The sequence below is a fragment of the Enterococcus sp. 6D12_DIV0197 genome (assembly GCF_002174385.1).
GTDB classification, from domain to species: domain Bacteria; phylum Bacillota; class Bacilli; order Lactobacillales; family Enterococcaceae; genus Enterococcus_D; species Enterococcus_D casseliflavus.
Genome location: NZ_NIBN01000001.1, coordinates 2,032,155 through 2,046,818 on the forward strand (window position 1 = coordinate 2,032,155; position 14,664 = coordinate 2,046,818).

24 protein-coding genes are annotated in these 14,664 nt (G+C 39.2%); 23 read left to right on the forward strand and 1 reads right to left on the reverse strand.

The genetic code is table 11. The features are described from left to right. Positions 1-15: 15 nt before the first annotated feature. From A5867_RS09345 to A5867_RS09370, 6 genes are all read left to right on the forward strand, one after another. Positions 16-1,008, forward strand: a complete 993-nt coding sequence (locus A5867_RS09345) for a tyrosine-type recombinase/integrase (protein WP_087627446.1) — start codon at positions 16-18, stop codon at positions 1,006-1,008. A gap of 35 nt (positions 1,009-1,043) precedes the next feature. Continuing rightward, positions 1,044-1,262: a hypothetical protein gene (locus tag A5867_RS09350; RefSeq protein WP_087627447.1), complete on the forward strand. Its 219-nt coding sequence runs from the start codon at positions 1,044-1,046 to the stop codon at positions 1,260-1,262. Positions 1,263-1,290: 28 nt separating this feature from the next. Continuing rightward, positions 1,291-1,797 carry a hypothetical protein gene (locus A5867_RS09355; RefSeq protein ID WP_087627448.1) on the forward strand — a complete coding sequence of 169 codons (507 nt, stop codon included), beginning with the start codon at positions 1,291-1,293 and terminating at the stop codon, positions 1,795-1,797. 591 nt (positions 1,798-2,388) lie between these two features. Further along, positions 2,389-2,562 carry a hypothetical protein gene (locus A5867_RS09360; protein WP_212648495.1) on the forward strand — a complete coding sequence of 58 codons (174 nt, stop codon included), beginning with the start codon at positions 2,389-2,391 and terminating at the stop codon, positions 2,560-2,562. Continuing rightward, positions 2,559-2,756 carry a hypothetical protein gene (locus tag A5867_RS09365; RefSeq protein ID WP_087627450.1) on the forward strand — a complete coding sequence of 66 codons (198 nt, stop codon included), beginning with the start codon at positions 2,559-2,561 and terminating at the stop codon, positions 2,754-2,756. The genes A5867_RS09360 and A5867_RS09365 overlap by 4 nt, the downstream gene beginning before the upstream one ends. Next, on the forward strand, positions 2,756-2,986 hold the full coding sequence (locus A5867_RS09370) for a hypothetical protein (protein ID WP_087627451.1): 231 nt from the start codon (positions 2,756-2,758) through the stop codon (positions 2,984-2,986). The genes A5867_RS09365 and A5867_RS09370 overlap by 1 nt, the downstream gene beginning before the upstream one ends. Positions 2,987-3,269: 283 nt before the next feature. On the opposite strand, the gene A5867_RS09375 is transcribed toward A5867_RS09370, so the two are convergent. Further along, positions 3,270-3,530: a hypothetical protein gene (locus A5867_RS09375; RefSeq protein ID WP_087627452.1), complete on the reverse strand. Its 261-nt coding sequence runs from the start codon at positions 3,528-3,530 to the stop codon at positions 3,270-3,272. A gap of 45 nt (positions 3,531-3,575) precedes the next feature. On the opposite strand from A5867_RS09375, the gene A5867_RS09380 reads away from it, so the two are divergent. The 17 genes from A5867_RS09380 (at position 3,576) to A5867_RS09450 (ending at position 14,626) form a co-directional block, all read left to right on the forward strand. Then, entirely contained in the window at positions 3,576-3,965 is a 390-nt protein-coding gene (locus tag A5867_RS09380) for a YopX family protein (RefSeq protein ID WP_087627453.1), read from the forward strand. Then, entirely contained in the window at positions 3,955-4,143 is a 189-nt protein-coding gene (locus A5867_RS09385) for a hypothetical protein (RefSeq protein ID WP_087627454.1), read from the forward strand. Before A5867_RS09380 ends, A5867_RS09385 begins: the two co-directional genes overlap by 11 nt. 281 nt (positions 4,144-4,424) lie before the next feature. Beyond that, positions 4,425-4,841, forward strand: a complete 417-nt coding sequence (locus A5867_RS09390; protein ID WP_016608639.1) for an ArpU family phage packaging/lysis transcriptional regulator — start codon at positions 4,425-4,427, stop codon at positions 4,839-4,841. Positions 4,842-5,349: 508 nt separating this feature from the next. After that, entirely contained in the window at positions 5,350-5,940 is a 591-nt protein-coding gene (locus A5867_RS09395; protein WP_087627455.1) for a DUF4145 domain-containing protein, read from the forward strand. An 82-nt stretch (positions 5,941-6,022) separates the two neighbouring features. Continuing rightward, on the forward strand, positions 6,023-6,778 hold the full coding sequence (gene terS / locus A5867_RS09400) for a phage terminase small subunit (RefSeq protein WP_236550331.1): 756 nt from the start codon (positions 6,023-6,025) through the stop codon (positions 6,776-6,778). Further along, entirely contained in the window at positions 6,771-8,084 is a 1,314-nt protein-coding gene (locus A5867_RS09405; protein ID WP_087627456.1) for a PBSX family phage terminase large subunit, read from the forward strand. Before terS ends, A5867_RS09405 begins: the two co-directional genes overlap by 8 nt. 11 nt (positions 8,085-8,095) lie before the next feature. Then, positions 8,096-9,604, forward strand: coding sequence for a phage portal protein (locus A5867_RS09410; RefSeq protein ID WP_087627457.1), 1,509 nt, complete (start codon positions 8,096-8,098; stop codon positions 9,602-9,604). 4 nt (positions 9,605-9,608) lie between these two features. Further along, positions 9,609-10,757, forward strand: a complete 1,149-nt coding sequence (locus A5867_RS09415) for a phage minor capsid protein (RefSeq protein ID WP_087627458.1) — start codon at positions 9,609-9,611, stop codon at positions 10,755-10,757. Between the two features lie 12 nt (positions 10,758-10,769). Continuing rightward, complete coding sequence (locus tag A5867_RS17945; protein WP_159160606.1) at positions 10,770-10,928, forward strand: hypothetical protein; 159 nt, start codon at positions 10,770-10,772, stop codon at positions 10,926-10,928. 109 nt (positions 10,929-11,037) lie between these two features. Continuing rightward, positions 11,038-11,601, forward strand: coding sequence for a phage scaffolding protein (locus A5867_RS09420; protein WP_087627459.1), 564 nt, complete (start codon positions 11,038-11,040; stop codon positions 11,599-11,601). A 14-nt stretch (positions 11,602-11,615) separates the two neighbouring features. Then, positions 11,616-12,500 carry a capsid protein gene (locus A5867_RS09425; protein WP_087627460.1) on the forward strand — a complete coding sequence of 295 codons (885 nt, stop codon included), beginning with the start codon at positions 11,616-11,618 and terminating at the stop codon, positions 12,498-12,500. 9 nt (positions 12,501-12,509) lie between these two features. Next, entirely contained in the window at positions 12,510-12,668 is a 159-nt protein-coding gene (locus A5867_RS17950; RefSeq protein ID WP_170927524.1) for a hypothetical protein, read from the forward strand. A 27-nt stretch (positions 12,669-12,695) separates the two neighbouring features. Continuing rightward, entirely contained in the window at positions 12,696-13,085 is a 390-nt protein-coding gene (locus A5867_RS09430) for a hypothetical protein (protein ID WP_087627461.1), read from the forward strand. Further along, complete coding sequence (locus A5867_RS09435; RefSeq protein ID WP_159160608.1) at positions 13,085-13,423, forward strand: putative minor capsid protein; 339 nt, start codon at positions 13,085-13,087, stop codon at positions 13,421-13,423. The genes A5867_RS09430 and A5867_RS09435 overlap by 1 nt, the downstream gene beginning before the upstream one ends. Continuing rightward, entirely contained in the window at positions 13,423-13,755 is a 333-nt protein-coding gene (locus A5867_RS09440; RefSeq protein WP_087627463.1) for a minor capsid protein, read from the forward strand. Before A5867_RS09435 ends, A5867_RS09440 begins: the two co-directional genes overlap by 1 nt. After that, positions 13,755-14,162 carry a minor capsid protein gene (locus A5867_RS09445; RefSeq protein ID WP_087627464.1) on the forward strand — a complete coding sequence of 136 codons (408 nt, stop codon included), beginning with the start codon at positions 13,755-13,757 and terminating at the stop codon, positions 14,160-14,162. The genes A5867_RS09440 and A5867_RS09445 overlap by 1 nt, the downstream gene beginning before the upstream one ends. Next, a complete protein-coding gene (locus tag A5867_RS09450) occupies positions 14,162-14,626 on the forward strand; it encodes a hypothetical protein (protein ID WP_087627465.1) in 465 nt (154 codons plus the stop codon). The genes A5867_RS09445 and A5867_RS09450 overlap by 1 nt, the downstream gene beginning before the upstream one ends. Positions 14,627-14,664: the final 38 nt, after the last annotated feature.

A 14,664-nucleotide genomic window follows, 5' to 3' on the forward strand; every position in this document is an offset into this window, starting at 1 on the left:
GCGAGGTGGACTTACTTGCAAGAAAAATTGATCAACAGGACATTACTTGAACTACAGGACCATTTAAGCGCAGATCAATTGAAGAAGCTCAAAGATGTTCTAACGGTAGAATGTGCGAATTATTTGATCACTGAGCAGAAAAATGAAGTAGTAATTTACGATGAAACTTCTGATATTGCAGCGTATAAGCAATTCTTCGTTTCTAAGAAGATACAGGGGCTTTCAAGCGGAACTTTGAATCTTTATATGCAGACAATCAATCTCTTCATGAGAAGTGTTAGGAAGCCATTTAAAGAAGTCACTACGAACGACATTCGCTTGTTTATTGCAAATAGGGAAATGATCGATAGGGTCAGCAAAGGCACGCTCGCAAGAGAACGCGGCTGTATTGTTCGATTCTTCAAATGGTTATGCAACGAGGAATATATCGCAAAAGATCCTGGGACAAGAGTAGAGAATATCAAAGTGCCAAAGCGAAGAAAACAGGAGTTCAGCGAGTTAGAAGTTGAAAAGCTGCGATCAGCAACAGCAAATTCTAAAGAATCACTCGTTATTGAATTGCTGCTGAGTACCGGTTGTCGTGTCTCAGAGTTAGTTTCTCTCAATTTTCGGGATTACGATCAAGAAAATGACTCAATCACAGTGATCGGTAAAGGTAATAAGCAGCGAACGCTATACCTGAATGCAAAAGCGAAGATGGCTTTGAACCACTATCTGAAAGACGTGCCGCATATCACTGGACCACTATTTTTCGGACAGACAGTGGGCAAGGAAATGACATCAGCGGGAGTTCAGAAGCTAGTTAAGCGTTTGGGCGATCGAGCAGGTGTGGCAAATGTCCATCCGCATAGATTCAGACGTACTGCAGCCACCTTGGCAAGAAGGCACGGGATGCCAATCGAATTAGTGATGAATTTCTTGGGCCATGAGTCAATCGATACAACGTTGAAATATTCAATGATCGGCGACGAGGAACTCAAGTTGTCGCATCAAAAATTTGTTAGTTAAGAATCGGAAGAAATTACCAACTAGGAGGAAAAATTATGAAAATTGATGTCGAGCTTATCGAAGAAATGTTGAAAAAGAGCAAATCGGATATTTATCCTGAAGACTATTTAGGTGAGTGTGAAGTAGAAGAGGGTTCCGAAGAAGAAGAATTCATCTATGAAAACTTTACTAGTATCAATAACTACATCATTAAGCGATTAGAAACGAGGTTAGCTTTTATGAAGCACGGTCTTAAAAATGAAGTCAGTAAGTGACAGAAATACACAACTAGGAGGAAATAAAATGGTACTACAAAAACCAGTTTACAAAGTTAAAGAAGAATGTGATTTAAATCGTCTGTATAAAGAAAGAAAAGTGGCTAACGCAGAACTCAATAAAGCACTTGCTGAAATTTCTAAGAAGTACCCGTTAACGGATCAAGCTTTAGGCGTTTGGAGCGAAAGTCAAATAGGTATTAGAGTTGGAACTGAAGCTGAAAAACAATTCGATTCTGAATTGAAAAAGGGTGATGTTCAAGGATTTAGACCATTTAAAAAAACTAGCAAAACTGCAAAATTAATTTTAGAAGAGTATGGGAATATTTTCAAAAACAATTCACATGCTAGTAGTGGTTTTAGATTCGAATTGGTAACCTTTTTTGGCATCAATAACGTAAAGAGAATTCAAACGATTGAAGATATTATTTATTTAAACTTAGATCGAGGTTTGGAAGATCACGCTGAAATGCTAGAGGAAATTGATTATCCAGATTATCTAGGGCTTTGCATTGAGTTAGAAAAGGAAAAATGAAAACTAATTCCACAATCCACCAAAATAACCAACTTCCAGAAAGGATAATCGGCATTGACAAGAATATTAAATTATCCCCGTAGCAAACGGACTTTGGTTGAAAAGACAGTTGATTTTTTTAGTAAAGAATAGGAACTTACATTATCTTTTCTTCTTCTGTGGCCACGCCTTTTCCTATTTGGCTACCCCGCCGCTATCCAGAAGAAGAAGAAAATAATGCTTGTTCCCGAATATAGATTATTTATATTCAATTTTAGTCCCCCTTTAAATAAATCGTATATACAACTGGAAACTAGTGACAAAATCAAATCTAACCAAATAGTAGTGTCTGGCATATGACGGGGATGGGATTCGAACCCATAATTGACTACTAGAGTTCTTGGTAATCTATATCTATATACGATTAATACTATTATACATGAAAAATGACTGAAAAAGGTATAAAAGATAAGTATTTGAAGTTGGTTACTGAATTTATCTAAGTTGTCTATCCGACGATATAGCAGAAAGCGAGGAATGATCGTGAGTGAGAGTAAAAGACCATGTATTGTCACATTAGGTTTTGGCAAGAAGAAAACCAAGGAAGCAGCCATGTTTCATGGAATATATCAAAGAGCGCATACGACTGTAGGTGTGCTAGCAGGTAGTGTGTCAGGTCAATACGCAGAACCAGTAGCGGTAGTAGAAGTTTGGGGCCAATTGATGTGGGTGGAAGTAGGACGAGTATTGTTTACTGATTGTCCAAACAAGGAGGAACAACAATGAAAAGTTTAATTATCTGGTTGCCTACAGGGCAAACGATGAAATTTGAAGATGTGCGTGATTTTGATGATGATCCGCCGGGATATGAGGAAACAATCGCGTTTAACTATCACGGTGTCTCTACTGACGTTCGACGAAATGCAGTTTTTATGAAAAGTCATCTCATGGGCTGGTCTTTGGAACAGGGGGAAGAGTGATGAGTGCTAAAGATTGGGAAACCATAATTGCTCCAAGCAGCATGGGCTTTATGAAAGATGAGTTTATTGAACGTCTTGGAAGAATTGACTATCGGCAGCCATCCCCAAGAAGCGGCACACAGTGCGGTTTTTGTAGCAGTATGAAACCCAAAGACTTACGTAGCTATGATTCGTGTCCAGAATGTGGGAAGTCTTTATTTGCTAGAAAACAGCGAAAACACAAGTGGTAATTCCGTAATCGTCAGCTATAACGGAATAATCACAACAAAAAAAACCAGCACCATTGGAGCAGAGGTACTGGAAAGGCTACGTTTAAAATTGATTGGGCCTCAATACTTTGGATTAGGAGTGTGCCTTTTTTTAAATAGTACTTTAATTAATCATTTTCAGCAAATAAAAAACCAACAACTATAAAGTTGCTGGCGATACCTAAAAATTTTAAAGAGTTAGTTAAAAGAATATAAAAGCATTACAAATATTCTAAAGCAAAAGTTGGAGGTAATTCAAGACCCACTATGAGTGTTCTTTGCGAACAATATGAATTCCGTTATCAGCAAGTTGTTCGCTAATACTATGGAATAATCTAAAATTGAATTCCATTTCAAGACAACGAAAGAACTCGTCTTGATATTCACTAGTAATATCGGACGCAGTTTTTAATAAGTCGTTTGGATCGTCTGTCAGTTCAAGCTTGACCGGTAGACACTCCAAATCATTTAAAACGTATTCCGCAGCAGATTTCATAGCAGCACGTGCATCAACAGTAATTTTCATACGATCGCCTCCTGTGGCGATTATATCATGAACAGGAGGGATAAGATGGTACCAAAATTTAGAGCTTGGGACGGACAGGACATGGTGATGCGAGATGTCGAACAATTAAGGTTTGCCCACAACTCAAATAACCACGTTGTCTATATTACGATAGACGCCGAGGAGTGGGCAACGGGCCCTGCTTTAATCCTGATGCAATCCACTGGCTTGAAAGACAAGAACGGCGTGGAGATTTTCGAGGGGGATGTTTTAACAAGCAATGTCCAACCTTGCAAAATGGTTAATCCAATAAAAGATGGTTACGGAGTTGTTTGTTTTGAAAACGGAATGTTTAAACTTGGTGCTATTAGCTTAGTAACTTTTATTAGCAAAATGGAAGTCATCGGCAATATCTACGAGAACCCAGAACTATTGGAGCAAGCCAATGAAAAATAGCCAAGCAATCATCATAATACTGTTGACGATCGCAGGCTTGAGTTGGCTATTCTATACAATAATTGACCAGCAAAAGCAGATCGTGAAGCTAGAACAGCAGCTGCAGCATAAGCAGATGAAGTACAAGATTATTATCAACGATCCGTTATTTAGGGATGCTATGGAAGCAGGGGGATGAAGATGACATTTGCAGTACTAGGTACAACGGCTTTTGTCGTGATTATGTTTCTATGCGTTGTGATAGGGAAGGCTACTGACAAAAAGGAGCAAGATTATGGAGGAAGCTATTTTATGGAACAAGATGGCTTTGATCATCGAAGTGATCGTCACAGAGCAGTTAAAAGAGATCGAAAGTAAAACAAAATAAAAAGCATTAAGCAATCGCCCAATGCCCCCAAAATAATGATTTTGTCCCCGCCAAGGTAACTTCATTATACCAAATAAAGGGGCGATTGAGCAATGATGCTATTACTAAGAGAAGTTGATTTCTCGCAAACGAGAAAGAATGCACGATATGTTTTGAAGAACTACCGTCGGTTGGAGCGGATTGCAGGTCGTTCAAAGATCGATGTCCGCTCACCGATTATTACTGATATGCCTAGAACACCTAGTAATGGAAACAAGTCCGAGGATGCTTTTATTCAAAGATTAGATGCGGAAACAGAAAGAGATGCAATAATCGTGGCTCTTATGGCTTTGAAACTAACAAGCAGACAGATACTTCATTATAGCTTCTGCTTACAAGATCAGTATTCTAATCTACGTATCGCAGATGAGATGGGCTATTCAGTTCGGCAAATTGAGCGAATGAAATCAGATGCATTGGTTGAATTTGCTGAAAGTTATCGTCGTGGCAAGCTTGTAGCTTATCGCTGAAAAATGGCGGTTTTTTGGCGGTATAATGGCGGTTTAGTGCCAATAATCCATAGTAAGATAGTATTATCAATTATTGTAAATAACAAGGCGCACTCCTTTAAGATACGTTGGCAGACCTCCTTTCTGAAAATTATTCCCAGCGCCTTGTATTTAATTAAGACGGCGACAAAAAATCTATTATGAATGGAGTTGAACACACTCCTTATCTTCATTCGCTAGCCGTCTTTTTATTATGTCACTGTGGCGGAAGTAGAAGACGCAACTCGCAAGGGTAAACCTATTTGGTTGGTGCCGTGAAAGACGCAAGGCTTTGATTATTGAGTGAACACGCCTTGGAGAAATAATCGTGAGTGGAGCATTACCACTCCAGTGACTTTGGGAGTTGTCAATTAGATTACTCACATGATCTTTGGTGATTCCTACTAAACAGTCCTTCGGGGCTGTTTTTTAAATTTAAATAGTAGTTCCTTTTCATTCTTGGTATTATTAAAAGAAAAGGAGTGATTTTATGGAACACCCAATTATTGATCCAAGAAGTTGGGAAACACATGGGATGGGTATAAGAGATGCGGGACTTTCTCAAACTATTGATTATCAATGTGGATATTGTGAAACCTTGGTAGGATCACAAAGAGGTATGGTAGCAACGGGCCATGGCGTATTTGCTGTGATTTGTCCTTCGTGTGGCTGTATGTCTATGGTAGGGGTTGATGGATATCAAATTCCAGGCGAGTCCTACGGTAATCCAGTAGAAAACCTTCCTAATGATGTAAAATATTTGTATGATGAAGCTAGAGAGTGTTATAAATCCGAAGCCTATACCGGTGTTATATTGATTGCCCGCAAGTGCTTGGCAAATGTCGCAATAGATCTTGGTGCCAAAGATGGCGAAAGTTTTGTTAATTACGTTGATTATTTATCTTCGCACGGATATATTGCAGAAAAAAGCAAACGATGGGTTGATGAAATCAGAAAAGAAGGTAACTCTGCAACACATAATAAAGCATCGAAAAATAAAAAAGATGCTACGAAAATACTCAGATTTCTTGAAATGCTACTATTGATTAATTATGAATTTAACGATTTGGAAGCGGAATGAAGCAAGTTAAGACCTTATATGAGGTCTTTTTTTTTACATAGAATTACAAAACAAACACAGATTGCGAGGTGGTGGAGAATGGATGGCTAGACAGAAAAATCCGATGCGAGATGAAGCATATCGTATTTGGATAGAATCGAATAAAAAGAAGCCGCTCAAAGATATTGCCGATGAACTGGGCGTATCTGCTTCTACTGTCCGCAAATGGAAGTCAGAGGATAAATGGGACGGCGAAACGAAACGGAGCGCTCCGAATGAAAAAGAGCGTTACGATTCAATGCGTGGGAATCAAAATGCAAAGGGCAATCCCGGAGGCAAGCCACCACCCGATAACAAGAATGCTGTTAGCCATGGACTGTTTGCCAACTGGCTTCCTGATGATACACGTCAAATTATTCAAGAACTCTATACTTCTGAACCTAGCGATATCCTTTGGAACAATATTATGATTCAATACACCGCAATCATACGATCGCAGAAAATCATGAACGTTCAAAGTGAATTTGATCATACAGAAGATGTTGTCAGTGCGGAAGTAAATCCGATGTTTGTTGACCAAGAAACAGGCAAATCAGTTAAAACAAAGGTTACACGCCAATTTCAATACGCATGGGATAAACAAGCTAGTTTCTTAAATGCTCAATCAAGGGCGATGGGTACATTGTCTAATCTAATCAAACAGTTCTTAGCCATTGCTGATGAGCAAGACGAGCGTAGGAAGAAACTTGATCTTATGGACGCGCAAATCGCCAAACTCAAATCAACTACTAATGATGATACTAATACTGGCGGTGGTGACATTGTAATTGTCGATGCTTGGGGTGATTCCGATGAATAAGATCGATGTTCAAAAGGAGGTCAACCCACATTTCAAGTCAGTATGGATCAGCAAGAAGCCTTATAACATTTTAAGAGGCGGGCGGAACAGCTTCAAATCGTCTGTCATTGCGCTGAAGCTTGTTTTTATGATGTTGCTATACATTATGACTAAGAGGAAAGCAAACGTTGTAATCATTCGTAAGGTGGCAAACACGATACGTGATTCAGTTTTTCTAAAGATTCAGTGGGCACTAGGAAAATTCTTTATCCTAGATCAGTTCTCTTGTACGGTATCTCCTTTTAAAATCACTCATAAGAAAACTGGATCAACCTTTTACTTTTATGGGCAAGATGATTTTCAAAAGCTGAAATCAAATGATATCGGTAATATTATTGCAGTGTGGGTCGAAGAAGCAGCAGAGTTTAACAGCGCTGAAGAATTTGACCAAATGAAGGCCACGTTTATGCGACAGAAGCCAATGGATGCAAAGCAAGTTCAGTTCTTCTACTCATACAACCCACCTAGGAATCCATATCATTGGATTAACGAGTGGACCAATGAACTAGAAGGGCATAAGGACTACTTGATTCATTCATCAAGCTATAAAGATGATGCTTTGGGATTTGTAACGGAGCAAATGGTTGACGAGATCAACCGGATCAAAGAGAACGATTACGACTACTACTTGTATCTATACGAAGGGTTGCCAGTAGGCTTCCAAGATAATGTTTATAATGTAGAGACATTCCGCAAAATAATTGATTTACCTAGCGATGATTATGTCACCGCTATTTTTTATTCCCTTGATGGTGGTCATGCCCAATCAGCAACAACAGTCCTTTGCTTAGGATTGACGGCAAAACAAAAAGTCGTGCTGCTAGACACGTACTACTATTCACCAGCAGGCAAGAGTGTAAAGCTTGCGCCATCTCAATTATCCACAGAGGTGCATAAGTTCATTTCTAAGACACTTGAAGACGAGCGGTGGAAGAATGCTCGTGTCGTTAACAGAACGATAGACAGCGCTGAAGCAGCGCTTAGAAACCAGTATTATCTTGATCATCAAATCAGATGGCATCCAGTAGCTAAGAAAGATAAACAAACCATGATTGACTTTGCGACCAATTTATTTGCGCAAGGTCGTTTTTATTATCTCGATACAGAGAACAACAAGATTTTCTACGAGGAACATAAACATTACCGATACAAAGAAGGTACCGCTGATACAGATAGCCCGGTAGTGATTAAAGAAGATGATCATACCTGTGATGCCTTTGAATACTTCTGTGTAGATAATGCAGCTGTTCTTGGTATTGCAGTTTAGGAGGTGAGGATTTGGGATTAATTCAGTCAATAAAAAATTTATTTAGAAAGGGGGCGGCCAACATAGGAATTGTGCAGCGATTAGATAGTGTGTTAGATCATCCGAAAATAAGTATGGATCCAAACGAATACAATAGAATTAAAGATTCATTAAGGCGTTATGAAGATAAGTACGACAAGGTTAAATTTATGAACAGCAACAAATCAAACCAAGAGCGTGACTTATCATCAATAAACATGATGAAGAAAGTGGCAAATCAATATGCTACTGTTGTCTTTAACGAGCAATGCGAAATTAACATTGATGGCGAAGCAGCCAAATTTATTTCCGGTGTATTCGAACACAATGACTTTAAAAAGAATTTCAGCAAATACCTTGAACCAATGTTTGCACTTGGAGGATTGGCGTGTCGACCATATCTAGATAAAGGATCAAACCAAATCGAATTCTCCTGGGCTTTAGCTGATGCCTTTTATCCTTTACAGTCTAATACAAACAATATCAGCGAAGGTGCTTTCACGTTTTACTCATCTAGAGTGGAAAACAAGAAAACTATTTTTTATACGCTCATTGAATTCCACGAGTGGGTAGAAGGCAACTTTGTAATTACTAATGAGTTGTATCGTTCAGAACGATCGGACATTGTAGGCACTAAAGTCCCGGTAACAGATCTGTATCCAGATTTAGAAGAGTCAACAACATTTATTAATCTATCCAGACCGCTGTTTGGCTATTTAAAACCAAGCGGATTCAACAATATCAGCCCTTATTCGCCACTAGGATTAGGGGTTTGCGATAATTGTAAACGCACGCTAGATCGTATCAATCGATCATATGATGAGTTTGACCAGGAAATCAGACGGGGAAGACGTAGGATTGCAGCTAGTGAAATGCTGATGAACAGTCGGCTCGATGAAAAAGGACAGGTCAGACAGTTCTTTGACAATCAAGAGGATACTTTCCAAATCATTCCGGGATCAAATATGGATGATTACACGATCAAAGACCTTACAACGAGCATTCGTACAACAGAGTATGTAGCGGCAATCAATCATCATTTAAAAACACTTGAAATGGAAACTGCTTTGTCTAGTGGCACATTCAACTTCGATCGGACTGGTTCTTTATCAACAAAAACGGCCACTGAAGTAGTCAGCGAGAACTCTCAAACCTATCAAACAAGGGCTATGCAAATCACTGAGGTTGAAAAGTTTATTAAAGAATTGGTTATTTCTGTTTGTGAGCTAGGAAAAGCGTTGAAGCTCTATAGTGGCGCAACACCTAAATTTAATGAAATAGCAATTGACTTCAAAGATGGTGCTTTTACGTCGACTGACGAGAAGCTTACCTTCTATCAAAAGTTAATTGCATTAGGATATCCGACTCCGAAAGCGTTTGAGAAAATTTTGAGTCTTCCGGAAGACGAAGCAATGGAGCTTTACCAAGAAGGATTGCGACTTTCAGCAGATAAACTTTCTGGAATGATGTCTAATGTAGGTCTACCAGAGGAAATGGAGTGATTAAATGGCAATCACTCAACGACAGTTAGACATTAAGACTGCTGCAATACAAGATTCTTATTTGACTCTTGAAGAAGAAATTATGCAACTTGTTGTTGATCGATTAAAGATTAAAACTAATGTCGAACTTTCTCAAGACACTGTTTTTCAGTGGTATCTTGAAAAGCTAGATCAGTTAGGCCTTTTGAATTGGGATACCATTAACGAATTGGTTGAAGAGTGTAATGGTGTCACGAAAGAACAACTAGCTGAGATCATCACTAAGGATGGCTATGAGAAAAATCTCAAAGAAAATAAGAAACTTGCTAATTTGGTTAAAACGCCTGTTAAAGAATGGACGAATCTCGATCAAATACTTAATCAATATTTTGAAAGTCAATGGTTAGATTTTGAGAATCATATCAATCAGACACTTTTGTCTACCAATTATCAAGTGAACTCAATCGCTAAGATGTATCAACAAGTTCTGAATGATACGGTCGCACGAATCATCGGGGGTCTAGTAACACCTCAGAAAGCCTTTAAGAGAGCAATCTATGAAATGGTTCAAAAAGGGATTGATGTCAGCCTAAAAGACAAGTCGGGGAAATCGTGGACGCTTGATACGTATGTCCGAACCGTAATTAAATCAACAACAGGTACTGTATTTAATGATTTGAGACTCGAAAGAGGAATAAACGAATATGGAATAGTTACAGCTCTTATGAGTCATCATCCGGCGGCTCGCGACGCTTGTAGCGAAATCCAGGGCAGATATGTTCTGATGGTTCCCAAGAATCAAGCTCCAGAGGAATTTAAAAATTTACCTAGCGTATATGACTACGGATGGAAGACCCCGGCAGGGTGTAACGGGATTAATTGTAATCATCGATGGTATTCTCAACTACCTATGAAAGATACTGGTATGGCCGATCCTGTTTCTCCTGAAGTTGCACAAAAGAACGCCAAAATTGTTGCTAAACAAAGAAGATTAGAACGTTCAATTAGAATGGCTAAAAAGTCGCTTAAAGCCTCACAGTGGTTAGATGAAACTGAGGACATAGATTACTTCAAATCTATGGTAAGGACAAGACAAGCTGTTCTACGTCAATTTATCATTGATAATGATACTTTACTACATCGATCATACGATCGTGAGCAAGTTTATACTTAAGGAATTGGGAGCATGGAAAACCAAGAAAACCGAAATGTTTTACCACTGACGGAAGTTTTATTAGCCTTTTATCAAATAGGATTAGCATTAAAGTATGAGAAAAAACCGCCAGATTATCCTTTTAGTAAAGTAGCCGACACGGCGGAAAGTGAAGGTGGTCAATATATCTAGCTTAAGACGTGCTTAACGTCTTTTTATTTTGTCTTAGACCTGCTCGAAAGTCTCTAAAAGTCGGCTCACAGTGGGAGTTGCCACTCTAAAAACACTTAGGAGGAAGAAAATGAAAAAAGAAGATTTGATTGCATTAGGAATCGATGAAGAAACGGCAAAATCAGTGATGGCTCTGCATGGAAAGACCGTAACACAACTCAATGCGCAAGTAGCTACCGTTGAAAGTGAGCGGGATAGTGCACAGAAGGAACTGAAAGACAATCAATCAGAATTAGACGCTCTTAAAGAATCTGCAAAAGGTAATGAAGCACTTGAACAGCAACTTGCTGATTTGCAGGCGAAGTTCGATGAGTCCAAAACCAATTCTGATAAGCAGCTTTTGGAACAACAGAAAGATTTTGCTATCAAATTGGCGCTTAAAGAAGCACAAGCGCTTGATGATGATATCGTCCTTGCTCAGTTGGATAAAGAGACGATCAAAGTCGTTGACGGCAAGCTACAAGGGTTTCATGAACAGCTGAAAGGGTTGCAAGAGAGCAAAGCATTCTTGTTTCAGCAAGAAGAAGCCCAAGAACAAGGCGCTCCAAACTTCGCGGTTGGGGGCAATGCGAAAGGCGGCAATGGAAATGGTCAAGTTGATGCATTTCAAGCGGCCGCAAATAAATATATTTAACGGGAGAGATAAACATGACAATTAAGTATTTTACAAAGAACTACGCAGGAATTTTGCCAGACATTTTTATTAAGAAAACACCGTTCTTACGTGTTTTTGGTGGTGCTTTGCAAGTTAAATCTGAAGCAGAGTACAACGAGAATTTTATGGATTTAAAAATCACAGATACAGACGTGACGATCCAAGAATATTCTACTGAAGCGGATGTTGCTTTTGGTGCTGGTACAGGCAATAGTAATCGTTTTGGTCCACGGAAAGAAGTCAAATCTATCGATATGACTGTTCCTTGGGAAGCGCCTCTTGCGATCCATGAAGGTATCGACAAATTTACCGTGAATGATATTCCTGATCAAGTCGTTGCTGAGCGTTTGGCTTTGCATGCCGTGGCTTGGGCTGGTCATGTCAACACATGGTTAGGAAAAGCTATTTCTGCCAATGCTAGTGAAACACTGACAGGCGAATTAACAGAAGACGGCGTTACAAAGTTGTTTGCCGACGCACATAAAAAATTCGTTAACAACAAAGTTTCGACTACAATTCAGCGAGTTGCTTATGTCAATTCTGACATTTACAACTTCTTGGTTGACTCTAAACTGGCAACGACTGCGAAAAACTCTGCCGCTAATGTTGATACTCAAACGTTGTACCGCTTCAAAGGCTTCGAGTTGCAAGAACTTCCTGATGATCAATTCGTTGCTGGTGAACATGCTTACTTCACTGCTATCGGAATCGGTGTAGCTGGTGTGGGTATTGAAGTAGCACGTGCGATGGATTCTGAAGCATTCAACGGTGTTGCGTTGCAAGGTGCAGGTAAATACGCAAACTATATTCCTGAAAAAAACAAAAAAGCGATCCTTAAAGCTAAATTGACTGCTCCTGCTGAAACACCTGAAGGGTAGGTATTAAACATGGCAAAGTACAAGGTATTGAAGCGATTTCGCGATAAGGTTACGCGTGAAATCTACGAACCAAATAAAGTAATTGATATGAATGTGAAACGTGCCGATGAGGTTGCTAAGAAACTTGACGATACGTTTTTAAAACGCGTTGAGGAAGACAAGAAATAGTCTTCCTCTCTATTAAGGAGGGAGATTATGGCTTATCTAACGTATCAAGAATATCAAGGAATGAATTTCACTAAATTAGATCCAACCGACTTTGACAAGCTCGTTGAAAAAGCAAGTGCATTGATAGATGTGCAGACAAGAAACTTTTACCAGTTCAACGATCTTGATAGTGACATCGTTTTTCGTCAGAAGAAGTTCAAAATGGCGGTTGCAGCACAAGTTGAATACATGTATCAAGCCAATGCTACAACTTCACTTGAGATCAACAGTCCGCAATCTTGGTCAGTAGACGGTATGAGTATCACAGAAGCTAGCCGGTACAACAATACAGGTGCAAATGAGTCACCAACGATACTATCAGATGACGCAGTTTTGTTTCTATCTGGAACAGGATTACTTTATAGGGGGCTTGGATGATGGGATATTATCGTTTGCCCCCAAAAAAGGCTTTCTGTCATACGATCAACTTTAAAGAAGTGATCGGTGAGGATGATTGGCAAAATCCTATTACTAAAGACTGGGAAATTGAAAATTGTTGGTTTAATTATGCATCTAAATTCACACGATCAGGAATTAATGCTAGTGACAAAGCACCAAATGCATCAGTAACTATGACTGATCGATATTGTGGGCCATTACCAAATTTCAAAGTAGCCTCGAAAATTTCGTTTAAGGGTGATGATTTTACTATTGTAACTTCTAAGCCGTTGATTCTGAATGGTCAATCGATCGGTTGGCGTTTGGAGGTGGTCTGATGCCGGGGATTAAGGTGGATCTTACAGGTGTTAGAAAAAAACTATCTGCTGAAAACTTTGAACGTGGCCAGTTCAATATGGCATCGAGGATGCACTCAACTATGAACGAAAATTTTGTTCCGGAAAGAGATGGAGATTTGCGTGCTATGAGTCATGTAGCCCCAGACGGTAGCACTATTAATTGGGTTTCTGTATACGCAAAAAGACACTACTATGCTCCGGGGAATTGGAACTACACTACACCAGGGACTGGTCCTAGATGGGATCAAAAGGCCAAATCGATTTTTATGAGTGACTGGGTAGAAGCATTCAAGAAAGGAGCGGGCATTTAATGGACTTTATTGAAAGACTAAATGAGTCAATTAATACAGTACCCAATTTACCTCTCAAATGTTTTCTCGGTTATTTACCGCCGAAAGACGAAGCTTTTGTCCTTTTCCCATTAGCTGGTGGACGAGTAGTAGAGGAATTCTTTGACGGAACAAAAGATCAAGAACTTAACTTTGAATTTGCAATGAAATCAAAAGACCAGCAGAAAATAAGCAACACTCTGTGGCTAGTACAAAATTATCTAGAAGAGCTGTCTGAACTAAATAGTTCTGATGGCTCATTTGATTTCGATTCTATTAGCATTACAAACAAACCATTTATCAATCAACTAGATGAAACAGGAACCTATGTCTTTTTGGTTGATATAAAAGCAAAAATCACAACTTATCCTAAGGAGGAAACAAACTAATGGCAAGAAAAAAGAACGCCTTACGGCAACACTTTGTCGCAGACTTTGATTCTACTAAACCAGATACTAAGCCAATTGAAGGTGCTTACAAAAAATTTGGTCGTTATGTGACATCAATCGAAGATGATGGTGATGTTCAAACTGAAGATTACTCAGACTATGATGGCGATGGATCAATTTCAACTGATGTTACTGGAGTAACAGAAAAATGGAACTTTTCGGGGTATTGGGATCCAGATCAAGAAGCGCAGCAATTAGTAAAATCCAAGAAGCGTGCCAAAGGCGATGATCGAAAAGTATGGCATAAAGTAATTGAGACTGACGGTACAACAATTGAAGGCGTAGGAACTTTGAGCGAAAAAATCGTAGCAGGTTCCGGCGAAGCTTCTGATTATGAAGAATTTAGTTGCGCAATCACATTCGATACCACACCGTCTGTAACAGATCCAGTTGTGGAAGGGTAGCAGGGGAGCTAATGCTCTCCTTTTTTTATTAGGAGGAA

Coding starts and splice junctions, on each gene's coding strand:
- A5867_RS09350 (WP_087627447.1), top strand. CDS start 1,044: ATGAAAATTGATGTCGAGCTTATCGAAGAAATGTTGAAAAAGAGCAAA.
- A5867_RS09355 (WP_087627448.1), top strand. CDS start 1,291: ATGGTACTACAAAAACCAGTTTACAAAGTTAAAGAAGAATGTGATTTA.
- A5867_RS09360 (WP_212648495.1), top strand. CDS start 2,389: ATGTTTCATGGAATATATCAAAGAGCGCATACGACTGTAGGTGTGCTA.
- A5867_RS09365 (WP_087627450.1), top strand. CDS start 2,559: ATGAAAAGTTTAATTATCTGGTTGCCTACAGGGCAAACGATGAAATTT.
- A5867_RS09370 (WP_087627451.1), top strand. CDS start 2,756: ATGAGTGCTAAAGATTGGGAAACCATAATTGCTCCAAGCAGCATGGGC.
- A5867_RS09375 (WP_087627452.1), bottom strand. CDS start 3,530: ATGAAAATTACTGTTGATGCACGTGCTGCTATGAAATCTGCTGCGGAA.
- A5867_RS09380 (WP_087627453.1), top strand. CDS start 3,576: ATGGTACCAAAATTTAGAGCTTGGGACGGACAGGACATGGTGATGCGA.
- A5867_RS09385 (WP_087627454.1), top strand. CDS start 3,955: ATGAAAAATAGCCAAGCAATCATCATAATACTGTTGACGATCGCAGGC.
- A5867_RS09390 (WP_016608639.1), top strand. CDS start 4,425: ATGATGCTATTACTAAGAGAAGTTGATTTCTCGCAAACGAGAAAGAAT.
- A5867_RS09395 (WP_087627455.1), top strand. CDS start 5,350: ATGGAACACCCAATTATTGATCCAAGAAGTTGGGAAACACATGGGATG.
- terS (WP_236550331.1), top strand. CDS start 6,023: ATGGCTAGACAGAAAAATCCGATGCGAGATGAAGCATATCGTATTTGG.
- A5867_RS09405 (WP_087627456.1), top strand. CDS start 6,771: ATGAATAAGATCGATGTTCAAAAGGAGGTCAACCCACATTTCAAGTCA.
- A5867_RS09415 (WP_087627458.1), top strand. CDS start 9,609: ATGGCAATCACTCAACGACAGTTAGACATTAAGACTGCTGCAATACAA.
- A5867_RS17945 (WP_159160606.1), top strand. CDS start 10,770: ATGGAAAACCAAGAAAACCGAAATGTTTTACCACTGACGGAAGTTTTA.
- A5867_RS09420 (WP_087627459.1), top strand. CDS start 11,038: ATGAAAAAAGAAGATTTGATTGCATTAGGAATCGATGAAGAAACGGCA.
- A5867_RS09425 (WP_087627460.1), top strand. CDS start 11,616: ATGACAATTAAGTATTTTACAAAGAACTACGCAGGAATTTTGCCAGAC.
- A5867_RS17950 (WP_170927524.1), top strand. CDS start 12,510: ATGGCAAAGTACAAGGTATTGAAGCGATTTCGCGATAAGGTTACGCGT.
- A5867_RS09430 (WP_087627461.1), top strand. CDS start 12,696: ATGGCTTATCTAACGTATCAAGAATATCAAGGAATGAATTTCACTAAA.
- A5867_RS09435 (WP_159160608.1), top strand. CDS start 13,085: ATGGGATATTATCGTTTGCCCCCAAAAAAGGCTTTCTGTCATACGATC.
- A5867_RS09440 (WP_087627463.1), top strand. CDS start 13,423: ATGCCGGGGATTAAGGTGGATCTTACAGGTGTTAGAAAAAAACTATCT.
- A5867_RS09445 (WP_087627464.1), top strand. CDS start 13,755: ATGGACTTTATTGAAAGACTAAATGAGTCAATTAATACAGTACCCAAT.
- A5867_RS09450 (WP_087627465.1), top strand. CDS start 14,162: ATGGCAAGAAAAAAGAACGCCTTACGGCAACACTTTGTCGCAGACTTT.